Here is a 24252-nt window from a genome sequence, read left to right on the forward strand (position 1 = left end):
GAGCGGCATGAGCGGCATGAGCGGCATGAGCGGCATGAGCGGCATGAGCGGCATGAGCGGCATGAGCGGCATGAGCGGCATGAGCGGCATGAGCGGCATGGCACATGAGAGCGCGGATGGGTCAACCGTACCGTCCGTGCCAGCACGCCCGCAAGCGCTGCAGGTCGAGGATCCCGGCCCACCACCGCGCAATGTCGAAAACCAGAACGTGGCGATGCATCCGATCGACCGTCTTGCAGAGCCGGGCGACGGTCTGGATCACAACGGGCGCCGTGTCCTCGCCTATTCCATGCTGCGGGCATTGCGCCCTGCCCCGGATCTGCGTCCGCCAGGAAGGGAGATCGTTCTTCATCTCACGGGAAACATGCAGCGTTATATCTGGGGGTTCGATGCGAAGAAATTTTCGGAAGCGCCACCGATCCAGCTCAGGCTGAACGAGCGCGTCCGTATTACCCTGATCAATGACACGATGATGGAACATCCGATTCATCTGCACGGGTTCTGGAGCGAACTGGAAAACGGCCAAGGCGATCTACGGCCGAACAAACATACACTTATTTCGCAACCCGGCTCGAAGCTGAGTTACCTCGTGACGGTCGATACGCCGGGAATGTGGGCGCTGCATTGCCACCTGATTTACCACATGCATCTCGGCATGTTCCGCACGGTGGTCGTATCATGAGCGTAAGACACGTGAAGACCGTATTGTTCATGAAGTCTGCGGGGGTGGCTGCGCTCGCAGGTGCGCTGGGCTGCGCGACACCCGGCCATGCCCAGACCGTTATGCACGGCACTACGGCAATGGACGGCATGGATATGAGTGATATGAACGGCACAACGGAGCACAGCACGGCAGCGACGCCACCCATGAGCAGCGCGACCGCCGCCGCCTCCATGCCAAGCTATATCGATGGCGTCATGCCTGTCATGGATCAGGGTATATGGGTCCATGGTCTGCTCGATGAGTTCGAGGGGCGGCTCGCCGGCAGGAATTCGAGCTTCCGCTGGGACGGCCAGGCCTGGGTTGGCGGCGACTATAACAGGCTCTGGTTACGCTCCGAGGGAACGGTTACCAGAGGGCGAATGGACGACGGCGATCAGGAGCTCCTCTACAGCCGATCGATCTCGACCTATTTCGATGTGCAGGGTGGCGTACGTGTCGATCTGGATAGCGGTCCGGCACGCAGCTGGGGAGCATTCGGCATACAGGGGCTAGCCCTTTACCAGTTCGAGCTTCAGGCTACGGGGTATGTCAGCGACCGTGGTCAGTTTGCAGGCCGTTTCGAAGGGTCATACGACATACTCCTGACCAATCGTCTCATCTTGCAGCCTCAGGTGGAGCTCAATCTCTATTCAAAAGCTGACAAGGCCAGAGGAAACGGAGCGGGCCTTTCCGATATCGATACGGGCCTGCGTCTGCGCTACGAGGTGTGGCGCAAGTTCGCACCCTATATTGCCCTCACCTATGACGGATACCTCCAGCAGGCCCGACGCTTTGCGCATCAGAGAGACGATAGCGCAGGGTCATTGCGGCTGACGATCGGCATACGAAGCTGGTTCTGACCGAATCGCCGTTGCAAAGCGATGCAAGGAATCGGCTCAGGCTGCCGACTGGGCTATGGCGCCACGAAATATGGCTTCATCATCCGCTTTTTGGCGCTTGGATCCTGCGATCCGGTGCCAAACCCCTGACACGGCAGGCGTATAGTTGATATGTAAACGATAAATTCACGTTTCAGTCTCAAAATGTGAGTGTTGCCGCAAGAGCACACCTACCGAACCCACATCGTGAGCGCGCTGGAAGACATGCCAATTCGCTTGTCACGGTTTGAAATGTCGATAGGGAGTGCCTGTCAACTAGGGTGGTTCATCCCTATCGAAACGGAGAGATTGCGCGATCATGCCTGTCAAGAATGCCGGAAAGCGTGGGGCGCTCTGGGCGGCCGGAACCATTCTGGGGAGCTGCCTTCTCGCCTCGCCCGTCATGGCGCAAAGTCAGAGCCAGCAGGCGAGCCCGAGCGACCAGACAGCCGCCACTCTGGATCCGACGGTCAAGGAAATGGCAACGCAGAACCACGCCGGGAAAGGCGCAGACAACCCGCCAAGCCTCTTCGGCAGCCCGTACGATCGCAGCCAGCCTACTCTTGGTACGGTTCGGCATCCCTTTGTTCCCGTACCAGGAAACGAAGCCCTTTTTCCCGCCAGTTTCTCCGACTGGCTCAAGCAGCCCACAATGACGGGTGACTGGGGTGGCCTGCGTACGCGCCTGCAGAACATGGGTATCGTTCCGCAGGGGCACTATCTTCAGGACAGTGCAGGCAACCCGACAGGCGGTCGTGCGCAGACAGTCCGCTACGCCCATGAAGTCGCGCTGGGCGTGGATATCAATTTCGCGCAGCTGACCGGCCATAATTACGGCATGTTCCATATGCTCCTTACCGAGCGCGCGGGTCTTGGCATCGGTCAGCAGCTTCCTGCACTGAACAGCCCACAGCAGATTTTCGGTTCGGGTGAGACAATACGCTTTACGCGCCTGTCGTGGGAAATGCAGTGGAACCGCTACGTCGATACTGAAATCGGCTGGATCAACACGGAAAACGATTTTGCCCAGTCCACCATGCACTGGGGCATGAATCTCTACTGTCAGTTCGAAACGAACGCGATCTGCGGCATGCCGCAGGGTATCGCCAGCAACTCGGGCTACGGATATTATCCGACCGCCCATCCCGGTGCCTTCGTCAAACTGTACCCCTTCGGCGATGAGCGCATGCTGGTCTCGACCGGTATCTATAACGTCGATCCCACGATTTCGAACACCGGCTATGCCTGGAAAATGTGGCTTCACGGTTCGACCGGTGCCTACATACCCGTGCAGCTGGGGTGGCATTTCGGTGGAACCGACAGCAAGGGACGCCTGCCGACCAATATCAAGGTCGGCGGTTACTGGGATACGTCAGAAGTCAAGAACGTCTATGCCCAGCTCGGCGGGTTCGAACTTCCGACGAGCGTGCTTGGCAATCTGCCCATCGAAAAGGTTCGTGGCCGTTTCGGTGGCTGGTTCATGGCCGATCAGATGCTGCAGCGCGACAGAAGCGACCCGTCACGTTCGACCGTGGCATTCATGTCATTCACATGGGGCGACCCGCGTACGGCTATCGCACCCTACTATATCACCTGGGGTGTGGTGCGTAAGGGCACATTCTGGAACCGTCCGAACGATACCATCAGCATCGGTGGCAAGTTCAACTTCGTGAACCCGAAGCTCGGTGCCTATGTCGGCGCTCTTCAGGCAACGCAGACGCAGGATACCGGCCTGCTCAAGCCGAGCGGCGAACATTCGGGAGAAATCAACTATGGCTGGCGTCCGTCCCCATGGCTGACCATACGCCCGGGCCTGCAGTACATCTGGCATCCCGGCGGTACGAACCGCTACAAGAATGCCCTTCTTATCGATCTGGAAACCGGCGTCAGTTTCTGAACGCCCGTCATCGCAGCGATACCAAACGCCCCTCTCAGGAGGGGCGTTTGCCGTTTCCGGGGGCAGGAATTTACCCCAGCACTCTACCGTCATCAGAGGGTTTATCGACCGGAAAACCCTCGTGAGGCCGGGGCCAGGCTTTCATAAAACTATCATCTTATAACTGTATCTTCCTGTGTCGGGCACCGATAGAACGAGCCGTCATCACGATCTATCGAGGTCAAACAATGCAGCTTTCCCGGATTTTTGGCGCTCTCTCCCTCTCCTTGGCTCTGAGCTGCGGCGTTTCGCATGCAGCAACGATCACAGGGGCCGGGTCGAGCTTCGCCGCGCCGATTTATGGCGCCTGGGGTGAAACCGCCCAGAAGGCAATCGGTACCTCGGTGAACTACCAGAGCGTCGGTTCGGGTGCCGGTCAGAACCAGGCTATCGCCCGCACTGTCGATTTCGGCGCTTCGGACAAGCCTATGGACGCTGCCAAACTCGACAGCAACAAGCTCTATCAGTTCCCGACCGTCATGGGCGGTATCGTATTGATCGTGAATGTTCCTGGCATTGAGCCGGGCATGCTCAAGCTCGATGGCCCCACCATTGCGGGCCTTTATGACGGAACGATTTCCAGCTGGAACGACCCGCGTATTGCCGCGCTCAACCCCGGACTGAAGCTGCCCGATACCGACGTCGCACCAATCCATCGTGCCGATGCATCCGGCACAAGCTTTGTCTTCACGTCCTATCTCGCCAAGCTCTCGCCGAGCTGGAAGCAGAAATTCGGTGCAGGCACTTCCATAGCCTGGGCCGGAGGCGCCGGCGCGCGTGGAAATGACGGCGTTGCTTCTGGCGTCAAGGAATCCGAAGGCGGTATCGGCTATGTCGAATATGCCTATGCCAGCCGCAACCATCTCAACATGGCGCAGCTTCGCGATCATGACGGTGCCTTCATCAAGCCCGATGCCGCCTCTTTCGCCGCTTCTGCAGCCCATGCAGACTGGGCTCATGCAGACCGATATGCCGTCGACCTGCTCGATATCGCCGGAGCCAATGCCTGGCCGATCATGAGTGCCACGTTCGTGCTCGTACCGACAGATCCGAAGGACGGCGCGCAGGGCAAGGCTGTGAAGGATTTCTTCGGCTATGCACTCAAGAACGGTAATCCGGAAGCCGTGAAGCTCGACTACGTGCCCCTGCCGCAATCGGTCAAGGACGCGGTCATGAACGGCTGGCCCAAGAACTGAACGCACCCACCTGACCCGGACTGTCTTGCACAGTCCGGATCGACAGGCGCGATGAGACGGCTCAAGCCGACTTCATCGCGCCTTTTTTGTCCTCAACACTCACTGGACCGGGATGCGGTCGCGTCCGACCCGGTCATACGGCGTTCTTGCCGAATGTCGTGGACAAGCGATCCCCGAACCGAATGCGCATCGTATCAGCGCGCCAGACGCCGCTATCTGGCCACGCCTGTTATCTGCACGACACGGCACGCCGCTGGGAGTCCGTACGTCGAAAACTCACATCGTCAGTCCCGTTATCGTTCCATTACTGTTCTTTAACAAAAAATATCATGTCACACGAAATTGTGAGATTTTTTTAAATTCGTCCCGTAATCGCGTGCCGGAAACCGGTTTTGGCAGGCCTGGAGGGTCAGAATTACGTGCGCAATCTCCATCAATACGCCGCCATACGAGGGCACTCGAAGCGTTTTTGTACTGTACCTCGACCATAAAAAGATAACGAAGGATGGTTATTTGTAACCAATACGTTGTCAAGCGCATTTGATGCAGATCAAACGACATTATGTACCAAGAAATCCCGTCTGTTCCAGTATTGACCTCGCTTCCTCCAGGCATAATCTTCGGGGTGTCGCGTGGATCCTGTCAGTTAAGAAGAGCCATAGATGTCCGACTGACAGGATTCACCGGCCTCAAGAATAAGGAGAAGTCATATGACGAGATGGTGGGGTCAGATACACGCACATCAGGAAATGACCGACATTCAGTCAGTTGGTATCAGTCTGGCGGTTACGTTCGGGGTCATTTGCGTTGCAGCGCTGACAATTCGCACGCTCCGAAAAAGAAAGCTGCGTCTTGCAAGCACGCAGACGCTTCCCTTCGCCTGACCGTGGTCAAGGCATGCTGATGAGAGCATGCAGGCGAAGCATATAGGCGCCCAGCCCTGCGCATAGCAGGGCGATGGCCGCCAGAGGCAATGCCTCTATGGTCTCATGCGTCAGCAGGAGGCCTCCCAGCAGCCCGCCACAGGACACGGCAAGATTCCAGGCCGTTGTCGCCATAGCCTGCGCCGTGTCCATATACGATCCGGCTACATGGGTCATTACGCTCTGCGTAAGGGCCGCGAAACCACCGGTCGTGATACCCCAGAGTATAATTGCCGCATATACAGGGAGCGGGTGGCCAAGACTACAAGTCATGATGAGGGCGGCAAGTATAAAAAGCAGGATACTTGTAAGGGTAAGCCGGGCCAGATAGCGGTCGATCAGGATACCAGTAATAAGAAGCCCGGCAACCGAACCGCCCCCAAAGATCAGAAGCAGCGCGTCGACGTGCTCAGCCATACCCGACGGTCCAAGCAACGGCTCGATATAAACATAAAGCAGGCTATGTGCGGCGACGATCGTAAAGATCAGGGCGAGATTGGCAGCTACGCCCGGTCGGCGTAGCGCGCCAACTACACTGAAATGGCTTCCTTCGGCACTCCCCGGCGCGTCGGGCAGGTATTTGAGACACCACAGGACGAGCAGCGCTGAAAAGCCGGCAAGCCCGGCAAAGGCGCCGCGCCATCCTATGAGTTGCCCAAGCATTGCTGAAAGCGGCGCGCCGAGCACAAGAGCCAGGGTAACCCCCGATCCTGCAAGAGCTATGGCCCTACCTCGCTGCTCGACTGGGGCAAGACGTGTGGCATAGCCCGCGAACATGGCCCATATGAGACCGCCGCAACATCCGGCCAGAAACCGCACAACAAGAGCAAGGGCCAGATTATCGATACAGGCATTGGCCCCGTTCACCACGACAAAACCCGTCAGACCGGCAAGCAGCAGCGGCTTGCGTCTTACCGCATGCGTAAATGCGGCCGATGGAAGAGCAGCCGAGAGCGCCCCCAATGCGAAGGCTGTGATGAACTGCCCGCCTGCCGCCTGGGTTACATTCAGCCCGTCCGAAATGGCAGAGAGCAGACCAGCGGGCATGATTTCCGTGAGCAGGGTCACGAAGGCCGCAAGTGCCAGGAGTATCATGGCATGAAGCGGCAAACGGGGCTCCGGTGCCGTGATCGTATCCTGCACAGTCATGGTCATCTCTCCCTCGAGGCGTCCAGAGAGACGACCGGGCTCGCTTTACGTTGAAGCGAGCGCCGTAGCTTAAAATGCCAGACGCGCCAAGTCTGCCTTCACACATGGCTGGCCCGCGCTCACGCGATATCGGGATCGAACGGGCCATGATTATCGCGCCGGATCAGAGACGGACTTTCAATACTCAGAATGCGGCAGTCAGACTGAGATTAAAGGACCGCCCGAGCCCCGCGAGCGGGGATAGGATATTGGTTTGCCTGTAATCGCCCAGCGATAAACCGCCAAGCGGCAGATAATACTTCTGGTTGAGCACGTTCTCGATGCTTGCATCGATCGTGAGCTTGCGCCAGCGATAGCTGCCACCGAGCCCCAGAAGCGCATAGCCGGGCGTTCGCGGTTCGTTGCGCAGCCAGTCGACAGTCGACTTCTTCTTGACGAGTGTGACATCCACCCTGCCTGTCCAGTTCTGCCACGTCTCGCGCAGGCCGATCGTGCCATTGATCGGCATCTGATGATACAGACCCGAATGCGTGACCATATCCTGTCCACGGACCCAGTTGAAACTGGTCACCAGCCGCCCCTGTCCGAAGCGAGCATCATCCCATAGCCGATAGCGCGCATTGCCGTTCAGGCCGTAGCTCTGGGCATTATGATTGGCAAATTGCAGTTTTGACAGGCCGTTGCTGAACGAAGCCAGACGCACAACATTGATATAGCCTTCTGTGTAGGTATAGAAGGGCTGCAATCTTACCTCCCACCCCTCGCCTTTCGGATCGTGCCATGTGAGCGTCATGCTGGCCGTATTGGCAATTTCGGGGCGCAGGTTAAGATTGCCAACATAGCCGTTGCCATCGCCGAACCAGCCGATCATGCGCGTCGCCATCGTGCCCATGCCCCAGGCGTAGCGCTCGTAAAGATTGGGCGACCGTGTCTTGCGTGCGTAACCGCCCTCAAGCATCAGATCGTCGCGTATATGCCACCGCCCCGTGGCGGTGACGTCGAAATTCGTATCCGTCCGTCCGCGCGACGCCGCGTTGAATTTCCTGGCCGCCATGATATCGGCCATTTGCATCATGCCGGTCCAGGAATACGGTGCGACCTTGCCGGTATTCATCATCACCAGATCGCTGCGCAAACCGAGCTGAGTGGAGAAACGCGATGTCCATTGCGCATTCCACTCGATATAATGGCCCAACCGGTCCCGGTGCCCGTTATTGATATTATGGAATGTCCCGGGCCCCATCATCATGCTGCCCATCAGGGGCGGCCACCAGTCATTCAGGCCATTATGGTCGAAGCTGCTCCCTATCTTCAGATTGTGACGTGTCGAGAGCGGCAAGGTCAGATCGATGGCATAGCCCGCCGTACGCGCATCGGTGTTCATCGGCATACCGGTCGTGGCACTATGGCCACCCTTGTCGTTCATCATGTTCATCACATGATCCACACGCTGCCAGAACCCGCGAACGTCCAGCGTCGCCCAGCCGTAATCGCCATGATATTTGCCGTTGACGAAGGTCGAGCGATTGTTGGTCATATCCATGTACTGGTTCGGAAATCCCTCATAGGGAATATCCTGCTGACCGAAAGTCAGCGCCAGAAGATGATTGTCTTTCTTCAGTCCGGCAGTCACGGCATGATTGAAAGAGAGATAACTGGTTGAGCGTACCTGCTTGCCATCGCCACCGGTATGATAGTTGCTGGCGTGACTGTAAGAGCCGGTATAGCGGAGGCTGAACAGGTCATTGGCCACCGTCACTGTTCCGGAGGCACCGGACCCGCCCCCGTTACTGCGATAATCGCCACGCACGTGGCCGGTCACCAGAATTTTGCCCGACTGGGCGAAAAGCGGGTCCTTGCGATCAACCTTTACTGTCCCTCCCGTGCTGTCACCACCAAGGCTGACAGGGGTGACACCTGCGATAGCCTCGGCGGAGGACACGCTATCGGGGTCGATATAGGACATGGCGGGATTCATGTGATTTGGGCAGGCTGAAGCGACCCGCATCCCATCGACGATCGTCGCAACACGATCATCCGCCATCCCGTTCAGGACAGGCAGGGATGATACGCCACCGGCAGAATACTGCGTGTAGCCCAGCGCACCTTTGAGCAGCGACGCCGTATCCGGCGAATGGATTGCCGTGCGCCGTATACCCTGAACCTGCAGGTACTCCATGGGGGCATCGCTTTCCACAGAAGATGCAGGCGCTCCAGTCCGGTTGTCAGTGACGGCAGCCGGTGGCTGATCTGCCTGAGCAGAAGAGGATGTCTTGGCGCCGGTTGGTGTCCTTGCCGGAACAGGAATGATCGGCGATGACGCGGAGATGGCGTCGGCCCAGGCCGCATTGACGTTTGTAGCGACCAACAGAGCGAGCAGAGAAGTGCAGCCGAGCGCGATAGCCGCGCGGCGGTGCAACCTGCCTTCGATAGGCAGTGTCATGTTCGAAATCCCGGAAAGCGGAAAGATACGACCCATGCCGCCAGTTCCTCCAGGGAACGACCAGACACATGGGAGGCGAAATCAGACCGGGACTGGTGGAGGCCCCTGGGAAGGCGGGAGTACCCAGCGCAAACCGGGCGGCGCTCTGCCTTGCGGTAGAACGACAATCTCACTGAGCCGGATCGACCTGAAAAACGCCGTGAAGCCAGTCACGCCCAGAATGAACATCGCGAGCTGGAGCAACGGGCACAGCGCGCAGGCATCGTCGCGATGATGATGCGCTTTGGAGGCATGTTGTTGCCCCTGCCCCGTTGAAACCACGTCATGGTCGCACTGACTCATGTCGTCGGGCATGATCATGCCCATCGCCAGCATGGCAGGGACCGTCATGGCGGGGGCGATATCGACCCCGATGAGCCGTTCTATCTCGGCTCGGGGTGTTTCATCCGGTCGAGCTAGACTTTGCAGCCCCAGAGAGGCCACAAAGCCCGAGAGAACAATCATGGCCATGACGAAACGCAGGAACGATTTTCCTGTCGTTACGACCCGGTCATGTTGTCCAGCCGTAAAAATGGCTCTGCCCCTGTATCATCCGAGGTGTTCATTTCACCCGGTTCTTGGCGCAACGGGATACAGCGTCCAAACACGAGCGTCCAGCACAATAAAACCGGACCTGAATACTCCCGGATTCCGCAATGACACGCATAACGGATCCTCTGCTATCCGTTTCGCTCTCGCAATACTGCCTGCACAATAAACAGAACCAGGGACGGACGCCGCACTCACAGCGCGAACAAGGACTGACCGATGAACGTACCGTCCATTTTCCCGGGGCAGGCAAAAAGGCCACCCCCTATATGCGTGGTGTACTGGTTCATCATGTCGAATTTCGCCATTTTCTCGAAGATCCGGACAAAACCAGTCCGTGGATCCTGCTGCCAGCTCAGGAACAACAGGCCTGCATCCATCTCCATGCCCTGACGCCATGGGGGCCAGCGTTCGGCGGTGTAGCTCAATCCGTTATCGTAGGAATAGGCACGACGCAGGATCTGGGCCCCTCCGTTTTCTTCAGGGGCGGCAAGACGCGCATGGGAGTTCTGGACGGTAACCGGATTACCGTCACGGTCTTTTTGCGTGAGCGTAAGGGGCTCGAATTCATCATGACCGCCGATGGGGGCACCACTGTGCTTTTGTCGCCCCATCGTCTCTTCCTGAAAACTTACGGGCGTACGATCCCAGTGTTCGAGCGCAATACGGATAATACGCGCGACGAGATAACTACCGCTTTGCATCCATGGCTTATCGTCAGGCGCGGCCCAGATGAAACGATCGGCGCTGTTGGGGTCCTGTCCATCGGGATTGATCGTCCCATCCTTGAAGCCCATCAGGTTTCGCGGTGTCTTACCCTTGCCGAAATTTGGCAGGAAGCCCGCCTGCGCCCAGCGCGGGGCGGCAACGTCATAGGCCAGACGGGTGAGAATACGCGAGGCATGGAGCGTGGTCTGAGGATCGTCTGCGCAACATTGCACGCACAGATCGCCACCGGTGCGGGCGGGTACGAGCTGATCTCCCGTAAAACGCGGCAGATCGGCCAGCGCGGCCGGCCGGTGGACAGCCAGTCCGAAACGGTCTTTTCCATCCTTGATAAACAGACCCGGCCCGAACCCTATCGTTACGGTGAGATTTCTGCTGCCAAGTCCATCTGTCTCATCTGAATCGACAAGGCCGGGCATGTCCTTGCCCGCCATGAGCCTGTCTGCCGCGACCGTCCAGGCGCGAAGCATCGCGACCAGAACCTCGCGTTTCTGCGTGGTCACGTCGAACGTGATGAAATAGACATGGGGCGGCTGGGGCGTGATGATACCGGGTTGATGCGATGGCATGCCTGTTCCGGACGTACGCTCTCCCTTGCCGGCACCGAGCGCCGTTCCAGTTCCCTCCGTGACAGAAGAGAGGCTACTGAAGGCTGCGGAGCCTGCAAGGAAGCGGCGGCGGCGCAATGAAGACCATGATTTACCATCGGTCATGGCTGGCTCACATTCAGCGTGTTCATGTCGTCCTCGACATAATAGAAGCTTTTGCCGTCGGGGGTCATGGCCAGACCGAAGAGATCGCCATTACCCGGAGGTTGCTGGGCCTGATCGGCGTCGATCCACTGGGCGTAGATCTGTTTTCCGGCGGCCGGGTCGATCTCGACCACCTGCCCGTTGCGTCCATTCGCGACGAGCAGATGATGGCCAGGGACCCAGATCATGGCCAGTGGCCAGTTCAGCAGGCCGCCCTTGGTAATTACCCGTCCAACTGCATCGTTGAAGCGCGTAACCGGCGCCTCGCGCGTCAGGGCGTTATCGATCGCCGTGACCTCATTGTCGTAGCCGTCTGTCACATAGAGCGTACCATCGTCATCGAGTGCGAGCCCGGTCGGCCCGAACAGGAAATTGTCGCGATCGGCGCGGGCAGAGAAGCCGCTTGCCACAACGGTCTGCTTGTCGAGCACCGGCGGTCCGCCCGCGGGGATACGGAGTTCGAGACGCAAAACGGTCGCTTTTTGCAGAATAGGTGGATAATTGGTTTTCGGGTCCACGACGTTGGGCCCGGGCAGATCGAAACCGGTCATGGATATGAAAAGTGTCGCCTTGTCACCATGATCGACACTGGCAATATCCCCCCAGGGCGCATTGATAAGCGGCCCCTTCCAGGTGGTGACGAACTTGCCATTGGCGTCGAGCACGATCAGACAGCCATCGCCTTTCGTTGTGGTCGTACCATCCTTGCTGGGTGCACTCCCAACGATAATCCACCCCGATTTGAGAATAGCGAGCGCCGTCGTCAGTCCCACCCCGCCGGGGCAGGCCGCGAGATTGCCCGGCAAATCGGCAAAAAGACGCGCATTGCCGCTGACGGGCGAATAGGCAACAATCGTCGTGCCTGTGCCCTGCAGATTGCTGATATTGTTGAAATTCGTGACAAGCACTTCGGCCTTTTTCAGCACACCCATATCCTGCGGAACCACCACCACCGCATAGGGATTGAGATCGCCATTGCCGGGGCTGGTCGAAGCCAGGGTCGTATGACGATGCAGGGTTTCAAGAAAGCCTTTCTGCGCGGCATGGGCATGAGGCAACGCCGAAGCAAGGGCGATAAACGCGAAAGCGGTAAACAACAGACGGGGCGACATGTTTTTCCTCAAAGGGCAATATTGGTACGAAAGCCGAACACGAGTTCGTCTTTGAGCCGTCGATCCGGATGGGTTGGGTTGGGAATGCCGCCACCGGGATTGAAGATGTACTGAAAATCGGGCTGCCACTGCATCCAGCCGGTAAACTGGTACTGGTAGGTCAGTTCGACATAGGTTTCGCCACCCTGCGCAGGCGAATAGGCCCCGGAGTAGCGCTTTACCGCGCGATTGTAATTGGCCAATGCGCCGCTCACATGCGTATAGCCCATGCCAACGCCGAAAGTATCGTCCGTGCGATAAGGCAGAGGATCATTGAATGTCAGGCCGAAATTCATGCTGAAATCGATTGGGACGCGATCCGATTGCGGCGCACCCATGGCACGGCCGAAAAGGCTGATCGTCCTGTTTGGATCGGTATGACTGCGCCAGATCATCTGATCCATCACAGCGTAGAAGCTGAACGCCCCACGATGGGCAAGCGCCGTACCGTTGCTTTCGGGAGAGGCCAGCGGAATGCCCGTATTATCCCAGAACTGGTCGGCAAATGGCTCGGAATCATACCAGCCGCCGATGCGGTACACATGGGAAAGCGGCTGCACCTCGTCGGGGGAAACCATGGCACCCAGTGCGGGGTAGACATACTGAAATTCGGCGATGGCCAGTACACCGCGATTGAGAGGAAAGCTCGTACCGGAGCGATTGGTCATCTGTGGATCGCCATCGCGGCTACGCGTCGGGCTACCGCTGTAAATGCCGCCAAGCAGATAGAGCGGCGTCGCGAGCCAGTATTTGCCACCCACACCGAGCGCCGAAAGCGGATAGGCCGGCCCGCCTCCCGGCAGGTCGGCCGAAGGGAGCATGGGCCAGCCGAACATCGTGTTGGCGAAGACAAGCGCGTTCGCGCTGACCATATATTCCTGATCGAGGCTTTGCTGTCCGATCTTGATGTCCAGCTTCTGCTGGTCGAGGAATTTCTGGTCGTACCACAACTCCCACAGACGCGTCGCCCGATCGGCCTCGATACCGCTCACCGTTTGCAGGGCCATGAGATTATCGGCGCTGTAATTTCGGCCGTGTATCTGTTCCATACTCACATTGAACGTGCCGCCATACCAGCCGACAGCACGCTGTGTATCGACCTGAAGAACAGCGACAGTGAGGCCGTTATATCCTGCGCCTCTATGGCTGCCACCAGTCGGATTGCCGAACACTTCGGAAGTTTCCTGAACGGCGAGAACGGCGCCGTATTTGCCGAGCTCCGGGCGCAATCCCCACATATTCCCGAGCAGGTTCGAACTGCGTCGCCAGTTGGAGAGAAAGCCGAAAACCCCTGAAGAGGCATCGTCCCCCGCTTCAGCCGCATTACCAAGATTGACCGGTGGCGGCACGGCAAGCGCCCGCCCCTGATCGCAAAGCGCGACAAGACCCAACAGCAGTACTGTCCTGCCAATACCCGAAGAAGATACGGGAAGCGGTTGCCCGCAAGGAACTCTGACCATGATACGACGCGAATCCATGAGAGTGAGAATCGTTCGCACCTAATAGCAGCAATCTTTTGAAACGAGCCGTTAATAATTCAGCCCGAACTTCGCCGGGATATTTGATGGAGATTGATGCGTATTGATGAGAGGCATCTGTGCTTTCTGGCCGAACAATCGTCTGAGCAAGGCTTTCACTGCTGCAATCTTCGGTCGTTTTCCGGCGATACGCCGCCTCTTCCCAACCGGAATTCCACTGGACCGCTGACCCACTTTGTCATTGAAGCAGGCCATCATTTATCATTTGTTATAATATATCATTTTACACCACGCCTTACACTCCTTACCCCGTCACGGTCTCTTTCTTCGACTGCGGAACGATCGATTGCCAAAACGCGCCCTGCTCATCGCCTCACCGCTTTTATGTGCGCTCACTCTCGATCCCGTTGCTGCGCAGGCGGAAGAAAACCTTTCTGCAAGGAAGGAAACACGCACGCGCGAGGGCATGCACGGTTCAGGAACCGCAGTGCGTCCGCATGAGACCGTTACAGTACACAGGCAGAGAAGCAATGCAGACGGCTCTACCGGTACGACACCCGGTGGCGGCATGATGCCTGTGCAGCATGCCGCCCGTGCGACAAGCGGACTGACGCGCGACTTCATTGCCAAGCAGTCTGCCACACTCTCACCCCTTGCCATGATCGCCAGCCTTCCGGGTGTGATCTATTCCGGAAACGACCCGCTTGGAACGAATGACGAGCAGCAGGGCCTGTCGGTGCGTGGGCTCGACCAGACCGAGATCGGATATCTGTTCGAGAATATCCCCGCTGCGCCCCCTTTGTTCCTTGTGCCTTATGCCTCCGCCACGGCCGATAACGAAAATATCGCCTCGATCACGCTAACTCAGGGTGCCGCGGCAAACGATGCGCCGCTTTATAACGCGGTAGGTGGTGAATTATCGGTACGCATGCGCAAGCCATCGTCCCAGCCGGGCGGGTTTGTCAGCGGTTCGTGGGGCTCGTTCAACCTCAATCGCGAATTCCTGCGCCTCGATAGCGGTGAGATCGGACATAGCGGCGTCAAGGGTTTTGCCTCGTTCTCCTATCGTGGCGCCGATCAATGGCGTGGATCGGGTACATCGAGACGATTTCACACCGATATGCGCCTGATGAAGGAATGGGGCAGAAAAAGCGCGGCCTCGCTCATTTTCTCCTTCAATCGCGAGCGTGGCATCTACCTGCGTCCACCAACCCTGGCGCAGTGGGAACAGTACGGCACGAACTTCAACTACACAGCTACGTACAGTCCGGGTGACAGCAATTACTACAGGTTTCAGGAAAATGCCCGTGCACAGAGCCTGATTTCTGCGCCTGTCACGCTTTCGCTCAACCACCACGTGACACTCGATCTGACGCCGTATTTCATCTACGTCTGGGGATATGACAGCTACGGAACGTCGCTGAGCCGCACGAACAGCTACTATGGCAACCGGCCTGCCGGAACCCTTCAGGTCCCGCCCGGGACCGGGTCGAGTTTTGCCGCAGTAGCGACAGACGTCTATCATCAGTCCCATCCGGGGCTGAACAGCGCGCTACATATCGAAAACGGTCATAATCGCCTGAGCCTTGGGTACTGGTATTCCTATTATGACTACTCAAGCTACTCCCGATATGTATTGCCCGATGCAGAAGGGGGCGTTTCGAGCCAATGGGGCGCCTACCCTATTCTGACCCAGGACGGCACGCCGCTTGCTTCCTACAACGCCCGTCTCATGCAGCAGGTCAATGCGCTCACGCTGAGTGACAGGTTGACCCTGCTCGATCGCAAGCTGGTTCTCTCCGCTGGCATTCGGGTCGTGATGGTTTCGCGCGCCGTCACCAATCTCCTGCCCGGAGCACATTACAAAAACGGTGCGAGCTATGTCGCCCCCCTGCCCCAGATTTCTGCTTCGTATCGCCTGACCGATCACGACCAGATCTATGCCAACGCCACAACGGGCTTTCGTGCACCTTCAGGCATTTCAAGCTATCAGGATCGTTTCAGCATGTCCTCGGGCCAGCAGACGCGCGTTGCTGCTTCGGATATACGTCCTGAATATTCTATCGGCGAAGAGATCGGCTACAGACATTACGGTCTGGCCAATCTATCCGTTGCTTTCTTCAACTATAATTTCACAAACAGACAGGTCACTACAACGACTGTTCTCAATGGCATCATGACCACTGAGTCGATCAATGGCGGAGGCCAGACCGCACGGGGTGCGCAATTCGAAATCGGTCTCCGCCCATGGCATTTTTTCAGCCCCTATCTCTCGGGGCAGTATATTCATGCCAGTGTCGACAACAATCTCCAGTCGGGTGCGGACTATCTGCCGACCAAGGGGAAACGTCCGGTACGCACGCCCGAGTTTTCCGGGGCGCTTGGACTGACCTACGATGACGGCAGCTTTTTCGGGCAGTTCAATGGCCGTTACGTCGGAAGCACCTATTCCACATTCATGAACGACGAAAAAATACCCGGCTTCGCAACAGCCAATCTCTCTCTCGGCTACCGACTGCATGCCGTGAAAGCCCTGACAACGCCTCAGATCCAGCTGAACCTGATCAATCTGGGCCGATCCGGTTATCTCTCAGGAGTCAATGGAGTGTCGCTCAACCGCCTTCCGACACAAGGGGTTTACGGCACGACGATTGCGGGCAAGGCGCCAACCTATTTCGTGGGTGGTGGTTTCGCTGGCGTCTTCTCGATTTCTTCCGGGTTCTGAGAAGCCCCCCGCTCTCCTGACGCGCGCCCGATTTCGTCATCCGATCGTCCGCCGCCTGTTCGGATCGATCATGGAGGCATGGGGGATTTCCGACGAGGCTGAGGGGTGGAAATCAGGTGCCTTATAAGGGGAACGCTCCGCGATGTTCCCCGGTCGTACATTCCTGCATCGAGGCCTCAGACACGCGCCAACCTTCACACCACCCGATACGATATCGGAACGCGATATCATACTCGCAGGTGCAAAACTACCGGCGGAGGCAGGCAGACTACGACTTCAGCCCCCCCTTCGGCGGAGGTCATATCCTGCCACATCGATGACGCTGGACGGATGGACCGATGGGCAGGAAACGACAAAACGCCGGGCATCGCTGCCCGGCGCTTCGTCAACTGGAGAGATACCGGAGGTGTGCTTACTGGAAAGGCAGATAACGCAGCGACAGGAACACCATGTTGTCGTTCGTATGGGGTGTACCGCCAACACCACTGAACGATGAAACATAGGTGTAGGAATACTGCGCACCGACGCGCAGCGTGCCGTAATCGCCATGCAGATAAGTCCACCAGAAACCCGCCGTACCCTGCACCACACGATTGATGCTTGTCTGACAGGCGCTCGATGCCGCACCTTCGATATCGCAACCGCCCACATTATAGAGCGGATTGCCATAACCGTAATGCTTGCCACCCGCGTTGAAGTAGGAGCGCGAACGAAGCATCTCCATGCCGCCATAGGCGTAAAGCTGAAGTGCCTTTGTGGCATTGCCATAGAGGCCGACAAGAACGTTCGCCGCAGGCATGGGCTTGACCTGCCCCTTGGAATCGATGGTCACGTCAGGAATATTGGACGTACCGTAACGACCGATACCCGTCCCCACGAGGCCGGACGCCTGGAAGAACACCTTGTGCGACTTCTCGACCGGCAGGATGAGCCCACCGCCGCCACCGCCAGCCACCTTGGTGCTGCTTTGGCCCGTGCCGGTATAAGAAACGCGGCTATGCGCAAAACGGAGCAGCCCGGTCAGCTCGTAATGGCCCCAACCCGGATCGGCCGCGACCTTGCCGATGATATCGGGAGCCACATCCGTCGAGTAATTGGTCGACGGGTTGTTCACGTTCACGCCGGCATTCTGATAGGTGCCTGAAGTCGCCCCTGCGGGGAGATACTGACCACCTGATCCGGCAGCGATAACCTGCTGCGGGTTTTCAACCGAGATGCCGACATTGTAGCGGCTATGATCGAAGCCCTTGACCAGGCGGATCTGGGTGTTTCGCGTCCAGTTGAAACCGGGAACATACTGCGCATCGATCGAGAGCGGCACCTGCTCGTCACGGGCGCGCATGCCATGGTTGAACATGGTGAGCAGCGACCAGTTCTGACCGCCAAGCAGGGTCAGGCTGTCAGCATCGTCGATCAGCTGACCGTAGAACACGCGCTCACGCAGCACATAGGAATTGGACTGACGTGAGTTGGACGAGGAACCTGCGCCCTGAAAATCGGTCTCGATATAGGCCTGGGCACGAAGGGCCTTTGTGATATCGCCCTCGACCAGTGCCGCCAGACGGCTCTGGCGCGCCGATTCATGATACTCGTTCATATGATAGTTCGGGCTGTTAGCGAACGGAATGGACCCGAAATTCGAGGAGATGTCGGACACGTTGTTGCGCGACCTGAACATGGTCGCAGCCTCGACATAGCCACCGAGCGTTATACGAATGCCACCGATCTGGATCTGACCGCGATGCAGCGGACCATAAAGATCGGTCACGCGACCCGTGGGCGTTCCTGTCAACTGGCCGTAGGGTGTGGCGGCATTCACGGGGGGGAGGAGAACATTGCTGTTCGGGCCGGGAGCCGATGCCGTGGCAAAGCCGCCTGTCGCTGCCTGACCGGCACCATGTGCGGGCGCACCGCGATAACCGTTGCGTGCACCGTAAGGGTCGTTCTCCTCGGACTGACGCTGCTGCGCCAGCTGATCGTGGATACGCTTCATCTCACGCTGATGCTCACGCTTCATATCGGCGAGCTGCGACTGCATGGCCTTGATCTGCTTCTCCATCAGACTCATCTGATCGAGGCTGGCGGCACGCACCGGGGTCGCTACGGCCAGTGAGGCCAGAGACACCGATGCCAGCAACAAGCAACAGGCACGGGGGAGAGAGGTCATGTCAGTTTCATCTTCCGATGCTGCGGTGGGTGTGAGCCTCCCTTACTGGCTGCGCTTTTCTCTCGCCTGCGAAGCTTTGATGACTCCGACATGACACTTTTATGACACGGCGCCTAACATACTGATTTATAATAGTTCTCAGAATGTGAACCTTGTCGTTGCATGAACGCTGTCTGACAAAGTATGAGCAAATGTGGTTTTCGCGACACAGCTGCCCTCACAGGTCATGCCCGATCCATCGGCATCGGTCTGTCAGCCTGTGTCGGGGCAACACCCATTCATCGGACGAATTCGCGCACAAGCCTGGTACATGACGTCGAGGCAGGCATTGTTGCGGCGTAGGCCGCATTGAGATGACGAAACAGATCCGTCTTATCCTTGGGCATACGAGCGGCCCCGAGACCCTTGGCTCCATGCTCTCATGGCAACCCGGCGCCCGGAACTAATGACCTGTTGCCATCACCCCTGCGGTACAGGGATCGATGGCAACAGAGAGATATCAGGGAAGACTAAAGGATCGTGTAGCCACCATCGATCAGGAGGTCCGCGCCGTTGATCATCGCCGCACCGGAAGAGGCAAGGAAAACCGCTGCGGCGGCGATTTCCTCAGGAATGGCGAAACGACCCGCCGGGATACGCTTGATGGCGGCTTCGCCTTTTTCACCGGCCCAGGCCTTCTTTCCCAGTTCGGTCAAGACAACCGTGGGGGAAATCGTGTTGACGGTGATCCCATATTTCCCCCATTCGGCAGCGAAGGTCTTGGACATGCCGATAACGCCGAATTTTGACGCACAATAGGCGACATGCTCTTCAATCGCGACCGTACCGGCCTGGGATGCGAGATTGATGATCCGCCCGCCCTTGCCTGCTCTGATCATCGCCTGACCGACAGTCTGGGTAACAAGGAAGCTTCCCTTGAGATTAATGGCAATCGTCTTGTCCCAGTAATCGAGGGGCAAGGTTTCAGCCGATGCCAGGAACACCACACCGGCACAGTTTACGAGAATATCGATCTGTCCGAACCGGGCCAGCACGTCAGACACCATGCCATGCACGGAATCAGGGCTGGATACGTCGCATGAAAATGGCTTTGCTGCCTCACCGAGCTCTTTGGCTTTCGCTGCGGCATTGTCCTGATTGACATCGACAACGGCAACCTTGGCGCCCTTACGAACGAAGGCAGCCGCAATCGCCGCGCCGATACCGGATGCGCCGCCTGTGACAAGCGCCGTCTTACCCTTCAGGGAAAAATCGATATCGACATCCGCCGCTGAGAAATTCATGTTCATGATCAGTCCCTCTGTGATCTATCACATAAACCTTATGATAATTGTGCTGTGCGGGTAAGCGTATTCGAAACGCGATCACGGAGAGTTTAGTGTTGCATGATAGTAAATAAACGCTGTCTCTCAATGTTTTGTAATAACCTGTCGACCGTTGATCGCCAGCTTTCCGGTTGCACTGAAACGAGTGTCCTCGCTGACATGAATGATTTCATGAGGCCTTTGCGATGATCACTTCATCACAGGATCGGCGCATTTCTGGATAAATCCAGATCAATTGTTCTCATACCGTAATATTACAGCCTAGTTGGGCCGTATCACGAAAACAGACAAGCTCAGGTTAATTGCCGGCAAGGGCCTGTGTGCAAAAAGACGGATTACGATGGCAAGCACAATCAATTGATATCGTCACAAATGCGTCGGCAAAGACTGTCCATGCCTGAAAATCCCAGACTGAACAGAAGGCAACAATATTTTGTAAAGACCGGGGTTATTGACAAAACCATACGGTATTCGTCGTAATCTTTGCATATCCGTATCGTTCTCGTGTTTTCGCGGATAAGCAGACAGGTGTTAAGGATTTGGCCTACAGCGCAACACTCGCCGGACAGCGTTTTGTCTTTCGGGATCTGAAGCATGTCATGGCTTGCGCGTCTCCCCTGCGTTCGGGAGATGCACTGGCTGGGCTCGCGGCCTCGAACGCGACGGAACGTGTGGCAGCCCGGCTGGCTCTCGCTGACCTGCCCCTTGGCCTTTTTCTCTCGGAATCCCTTATCCCTTACGAACAGGACGACGTCACACGTCTTATCGTGGACACGCATGATCCGAAGGCCTTTGCGCCGCTTGCCTCCATGACTGTCGGGGCTTTTCGGGACCGTCTTTTATCTCACGACGCAGATACTGTCTGGCTGGCATCGATCGCGCCGGGCGTAACGCCCGAAATGGCTGCAGCGGTCAGCAAGATCATGCGCAATCAGGATCTGATCGCGGTTTCACGCAAGATCGAGGTCGTCACCCGCTTTCGCAATACCATCGGGCAGAAAGGCGTGCTGGCTTCGCGGCTGCAGCCCAATCACCCGACGGACGATCTGAAAGGCATCGCCATATCGACGCTCGATGGCCTTCTCTACGGATGTGGTGACGCTGTGATCGGCATCAACCCGGCCACGGATAATGTCGAAACAGGCAGGGCCTTGCTCGACATGCTCGATACGCTGCGCAGCGATTACGACATACCGACCCAGAGCTGCGTTCTGACTCACGTCACCAATACGATAGAAATCATCAATCGGGGCGGCCCGGTCGATCTGGTATTCCAGTCGATTGCGGGCACGCAGAAAGCCAATGAGGGGTTCGGCGTGACGCTCGATATCCTTTCCGAGGCCCATGATGCGGCCCAGAGCCTCCGACGCGGAACGATCGGCGATAATGTGATGTATTTCGAGACAGGTCAGGGTGCTGCCCTGTCGGCCGATGCGCATCACGGTGTCGATCAGCAGACAGTCGAAGCGCGGGCCTATGCAGTGGCACGCGCCTACAGACCGCTTCTGGTCAACACTGTGGTCGGCTTTATCGGCCCTGAATACCTTTATGACGGCAAACAGATCATCCGCGCCGGGCTGGAAGATCATTTCTGCGCCAAGCTTCTTGGCGTGCCTATGGGCTGCGATGTCTGTTACACCAATCACGCGGAAGCCGATCAGGACGATATGGACGCCCTGATGCTCCTTCTTGGCACGGCGGGAGCGACTTTTCTCATCGGCGTCCCCGGCGCCGATGATGTGATGCTCAATTATCAGAGCCTTGCATTCAACGACATTCTCACGACGCGCTCGCTTCTGGGCCTGAAACCTGCCCCGGAATTCGCCCAGTGGCTGGAGCGTATGGGGCTTTACGACCAGGCCAGCGCGCGCGCGCTAACCCCGCCATTGGCGCAGACCAGACTGGCAACAATGATCGGATGGCAGTCGTGAAGTCGCATGATCGCGCTAACCATGATATTGCGCCGTCGAGCCCGGTCGCCCCGAGCCCCTGGGACAGACTTCGTCAGGCCACCCGCGCCCGTGTCGGACTTGGCCGTACAGGCGATACGCAGATCACGCGAGATGTGCTGCGGTTTCAGGCAGCTCACGCGCGCGCGCGCGATGCTGTTCATGATCCGCTGGATATGGACGCAATCACTGAGGCCTTATCGCCAGAGCAGGCGCATATCGTGCGCAGTGCCGCGATGGATCGGGAAACCTATCTGAGACGTCCCGATCTCGGTCGACAATTATCGGATGAGAGTCGGAAGAGCCTCCCTCCAGGTGAGTGGGACCTTGCCTTCGTCATGGCTGACGGTTTGTCTGCCCGTGCGGTTGCAGCCCATGGACCGGCCTTATATCACGCCTGCCGGTCGCGGCTTTCCAACTGGCGCATTGCACCTCCCGTGATTGCGCTTCAGGGCCGTGTCGCAATCGGTGACGATATTGCCGTTGCACTGAATACGCGGATGGTTGCGGTGCTTATAGGTGAAAGACCCGGCCTGTCCGTTCCTGACAGTATGGGCGTGTATTTCACTTATGCCCCATATCGGGGCTGCCCCGACTCACGTCGCAACTGCCTGTCGAATATTCACGCCCACGGCCTGAGCATCGAGGAGGCCAGCAGTAAACTGACCTGGTTGATGCGCGAAGCATCCCGTCTCGGCCTGAGCGGTGTAGACCTCAAGGAGCGTGCTCCGGATGGCGCTTTATCGACCACATCGCAAGCGCCTCTCCTCACTGACAAGCAACAAGAAGGAACGCCATGAGCACGCCCCCCGCACAGCTGGACAAGAAACTCAGTGCTTTTCACCTGTGGGGTATCGCAGTCGGCCTCGTCATATCGGGCGAGTATTTCGGCTGGAGCTATGGCTGGGCCACGGCTGGAACGCTCGGTTTCCTCGGGGCCACCGTTTTCGTTGCGATCATGTATACGGCGTTTATTTTCAGCTTTACCGAGCTCACCTGCGCCATCCCCCATGCAGGCGGTCCATTCGCCTATGCAGAGCGGGCGCTGGGGCGTCTGGGAGGGACCGTCGCCGGTCTGGCCACGCTGGTCGAGTTCATTTTTGCGCCTCCTGCCATCGCACTCGCCATCGGTGCCTATCTCAACGTGCAGTTCCCGGGCCTACCTCCGAAAGCAGCCGCTACGGGTGCCTATCTCGTTTTCATGACGCTTAATATCGTGGGGGTTCATATCGCCGCGACATTCGAGCTTTTCGTAACCATCGCCGCCATCGTCGAACTGCTCGTCTTCATGGCTGTCGTCGCGCCATCATTCTCCTGGGCGAATTTCACTATGGACGGATGGGGTTCTGCGCCGCATTTCGGCATGACGGCGCTCGGCGGCATGTTTGCCGCTATTCCCTTTGCGATCTGGTTTTTCCTTGCCATCGAGGGGGTTGCCATGGCCGCCGAGGAAGCACGCTCGCCCAGACGGTCCATCCCTCTGGCCTACATGGCGGGCGTTCTGACGCTCGTATCGCTTGCTTTCGGGGTCATGATTTTTGCTGGTGGTTCGGGAGACTGGAAAGCACTTGCCAATCTGAACGACCCGTTGCCGCAGGCGATGAAACGTGTCGTCGGTGCGGGTAGCCCTTGGCTATCGATGCTTGTCTGGCTCGGTCTGTTCGGCCTCGTCGCCTCGCTGCACGGCATTATCATGGGTTTCGGTCGTCAGATCTTTGCGCTTGCCCGTGCCGGTATTCTGCCGGCGGCGCTGGGCAAGCTTCACCCGCGTTTTCATACACCCCACCTCGCCACGATCGCGGGGAGCGTTATCGGCATTATCGCGATCTACGCCGATGATGTCATTTCGATCGGTGGGCAACCCCTGACTGCAACCCTCGTCACGCTGTCGGTCTTCGGGGCCCTGACGATGTATGGCCTGAGCATGGTCAGCCTTTTCGCTCTTCGTCGGAAAGAGCCAGGACTGGAACGCAGCTACAGGGCACCGTTCTATCCCGTTCTACCAGCCATTGCGCTTTTCGGTGCCGCAGTCAGCCTCGTTGCGGTATCGTATTATAATTTTATATTGTTTCTGTTCTATCTGTGTTCGCTGTTCGTTATTGTATGTATTTGCAGTTATTCTGTAAAGTTTAATGGAGCAAATAATAAAAACCATTAATTATG

17 protein-coding genes are annotated in these 24252 nt (G+C 57.7%); 9 read left to right on the forward strand and 8 right to left on the reverse strand.

Going from position 1 to position 24252, the window contains the following annotated elements; translation table 11 throughout:
* The 5 genes from NF685_RS11225 to NF685_RS11245 form a co-directional block, all read left to right on the forward strand.
* Positions 1-682 (forward strand): multicopper oxidase domain-containing protein (locus NF685_RS11225; RefSeq protein ID WP_252849665.1); only part of this gene is annotated, 682 nt, incomplete at its 5' end.
* A gap of 185 nt (positions 683-867) precedes the next feature.
* Complete coding sequence (locus NF685_RS11230; protein ID WP_252849768.1) at positions 868-1563, forward strand: copper resistance protein B; 696 nt, start codon at positions 868-870, stop codon at positions 1561-1563.
* Between the two features lie 670 nt (positions 1564-2233).
* Positions 2234-3478: a carbohydrate porin gene (locus NF685_RS11235; RefSeq protein WP_373317849.1), complete on the forward strand. Its 1245-nt coding sequence runs from the start codon at positions 2234-2236 to the stop codon at positions 3476-3478.
* A 227-nt stretch (positions 3479-3705) separates the two neighbouring features.
* Positions 3706-4713, forward strand: coding sequence for a phosphate ABC transporter substrate-binding protein PstS (gene pstS, locus NF685_RS11240; protein WP_222547503.1), 1008 nt, complete (start codon positions 3706-3708; stop codon positions 4711-4713).
* A 710-nt stretch (positions 4714-5423) separates the two neighbouring features.
* Entirely contained in the window at positions 5424-5597 is a 174-nt protein-coding gene (locus NF685_RS11245; protein ID WP_252849667.1) for a hypothetical protein, read from the forward strand.
* Between the two features lie 6 nt (positions 5598-5603).
* Here NF685_RS11245 and NF685_RS11250 read toward each other — a convergent pair whose 3' ends face one another.
* The 6 genes from NF685_RS11250 to NF685_RS11275 form a co-directional block, all read right to left on the reverse strand.
* The gene (locus tag NF685_RS11250) at positions 5604-6785 is read right to left on the reverse strand and encodes an MFS transporter (protein ID WP_252849668.1); all 1182 of its coding nucleotides are present in this window, start codon (positions 6783-6785) and stop codon (positions 5604-5606) included.
* 184 nt (positions 6786-6969) lie between these two features.
* Positions 6970-9264, reverse strand: a complete 2295-nt coding sequence (locus tag NF685_RS11255; RefSeq protein WP_252849669.1) for a TonB-dependent receptor — start codon at positions 9262-9264, stop codon at positions 6970-6972.
* 45 nt (positions 9265-9309) lie between these two features.
* Entirely contained in the window at positions 9310-9738 is a 429-nt protein-coding gene (locus NF685_RS11260; protein WP_252849670.1) for a DUF2946 family protein, read from the reverse strand.
* Between the two features lie 272 nt (positions 9739-10010).
* Positions 10011-11255, reverse strand: a complete 1245-nt coding sequence (locus NF685_RS11265) for a Dyp-type peroxidase (protein ID WP_252849671.1) — start codon at positions 11253-11255, stop codon at positions 10011-10013.
* Positions 11252-12406, reverse strand: coding sequence for an NHL repeat-containing protein (locus tag NF685_RS11270; protein ID WP_252849672.1), 1155 nt, complete (start codon positions 12404-12406; stop codon positions 11252-11254). The genes NF685_RS11265 and NF685_RS11270 overlap by 4 nt, the downstream gene beginning before the upstream one ends.
* A gap of 8 nt (positions 12407-12414) precedes the next feature.
* Positions 12415-13905, reverse strand: coding sequence for a carbohydrate porin (locus NF685_RS11275; RefSeq protein WP_252849673.1), 1491 nt, complete (start codon positions 13903-13905; stop codon positions 12415-12417).
* 364 nt (positions 13906-14269) lie between these two features.
* Here NF685_RS11275 and NF685_RS11280 point away from each other — a divergent pair, with 364 nt between their 5' ends.
* On the forward strand, positions 14270-16648 hold the full coding sequence (locus NF685_RS11280) for a TonB-dependent receptor (protein WP_252849674.1): 2379 nt from the start codon (positions 14270-14272) through the stop codon (positions 16646-16648).
* A 412-nt stretch (positions 16649-17060) separates the two neighbouring features.
* On the opposite strand, the gene NF685_RS11285 is transcribed toward NF685_RS11280, so the two are convergent.
* Both NF685_RS11285 and NF685_RS11290 read right to left on the reverse strand, forming a co-directional pair.
* Positions 17061-18815 (reverse strand): hypothetical protein, encoded by a 1755-nt coding sequence (locus NF685_RS11285; protein ID WP_252849675.1) that lies wholly within the window; start codon positions 18813-18815, stop codon positions 17061-17063.
* Between the two features lie 509 nt (positions 18816-19324).
* On the reverse strand, positions 19325-20104 hold the full coding sequence (locus NF685_RS11290; RefSeq protein ID WP_289847451.1) for a GolD/DthD family dehydrogenase: 780 nt from the start codon (positions 20102-20104) through the stop codon (positions 19325-19327).
* Positions 20105-20679: 575 nt separating this feature from the next.
* Here NF685_RS11290 and NF685_RS11295 point away from each other — a divergent pair.
* Genes NF685_RS11295 through eat form a run of 3 tightly spaced genes read left to right on the forward strand, consistent with a single transcriptional unit; the run spans position 20680 to position 24247 of the window.
* Entirely contained in the window at positions 20680-22071 is a 1392-nt protein-coding gene (locus tag NF685_RS11295; protein WP_252849676.1) for an ethanolamine ammonia-lyase subunit EutB, read from the forward strand.
* On the forward strand, positions 22068-22889 hold the full coding sequence (eutC, locus tag NF685_RS11300) for an ethanolamine ammonia-lyase subunit EutC (RefSeq protein ID WP_252849677.1): 822 nt from the start codon (positions 22068-22070) through the stop codon (positions 22887-22889). Before NF685_RS11295 ends, eutC begins: the two co-directional genes overlap by 4 nt.
* Positions 22886-24247 carry an ethanolamine permease gene (eat, locus tag NF685_RS11305; protein WP_252849678.1) on the forward strand — a complete coding sequence of 454 codons (1362 nt, stop codon included), beginning with the start codon at positions 22886-22888 and terminating at the stop codon, positions 24245-24247. Before eutC ends, eat begins: the two co-directional genes overlap by 4 nt.
* Positions 24248-24252: the final 5 nt, after the last annotated feature.

It is taken from the genome of Asaia lannensis NBRC 102526, from assembly GCF_024054035.1.
Lineage (GTDB): Bacteria > Pseudomonadota > Alphaproteobacteria > Acetobacterales > Acetobacteraceae > Asaia > Asaia lannensis.

Excerpts from the sequence above, each read along its gene's own strand:
- NF685_RS11230 (WP_252849768.1), top strand. The coding sequence starts at position 868 with ATGAGCAGCGCGACCGCCGCCGCCTCCATGCCAAGCTATATCGATGGC.
- NF685_RS11235 (WP_373317849.1), top strand. The coding sequence starts at position 2,234 with ATGACGGGTGACTGGGGTGGCCTGCGTACGCGCCTGCAGAACATGGGT.
- pstS (WP_222547503.1), top strand. The coding sequence starts at position 3,706 with ATGCAGCTTTCCCGGATTTTTGGCGCTCTCTCCCTCTCCTTGGCTCTG.
- NF685_RS11245 (WP_252849667.1), top strand. The coding sequence starts at position 5,424 with ATGACGAGATGGTGGGGTCAGATACACGCACATCAGGAAATGACCGAC.
- NF685_RS11250 (WP_252849668.1), bottom strand. The coding sequence starts at position 6,785 with ATGACTGTGCAGGATACGATCACGGCACCGGAGCCCCGTTTGCCGCTT.
- NF685_RS11255 (WP_252849669.1), bottom strand. The coding sequence starts at position 9,264 with ATGGGTCGTATCTTTCCGCTTTCCGGGATTTCGAACATGACACTGCCT.
- NF685_RS11260 (WP_252849670.1), bottom strand. The coding sequence starts at position 9,738 with ATGGCCATGATTGTTCTCTCGGGCTTTGTGGCCTCTCTGGGGCTGCAA.
- NF685_RS11265 (WP_252849671.1), bottom strand. The coding sequence starts at position 11,255 with ATGACCGATGGTAAATCATGGTCTTCATTGCGCCGCCGCCGCTTCCTT.
- NF685_RS11270 (WP_252849672.1), bottom strand. The coding sequence starts at position 12,406 with ATGTCGCCCCGTCTGTTGTTTACCGCTTTCGCGTTTATCGCCCTTGCT.
- NF685_RS11275 (WP_252849673.1), bottom strand. The coding sequence starts at position 13,905 with ATGGTCAGAGTTCCTTGCGGGCAACCGCTTCCCGTATCTTCTTCGGGT.
- NF685_RS11285 (WP_252849675.1), bottom strand. The coding sequence starts at position 18,815 with ATGACCTCTCTCCCCCGTGCCTGTTGCTTGTTGCTGGCATCGGTGTCT.
- NF685_RS11290 (WP_289847451.1), bottom strand. The coding sequence starts at position 20,104 with ATGAACATGAATTTCTCAGCGGCGGATGTCGATATCGATTTTTCCCTG.
- eat (WP_252849678.1), top strand. The coding sequence starts at position 22,886 with ATGAGCACGCCCCCCGCACAGCTGGACAAGAAACTCAGTGCTTTTCAC.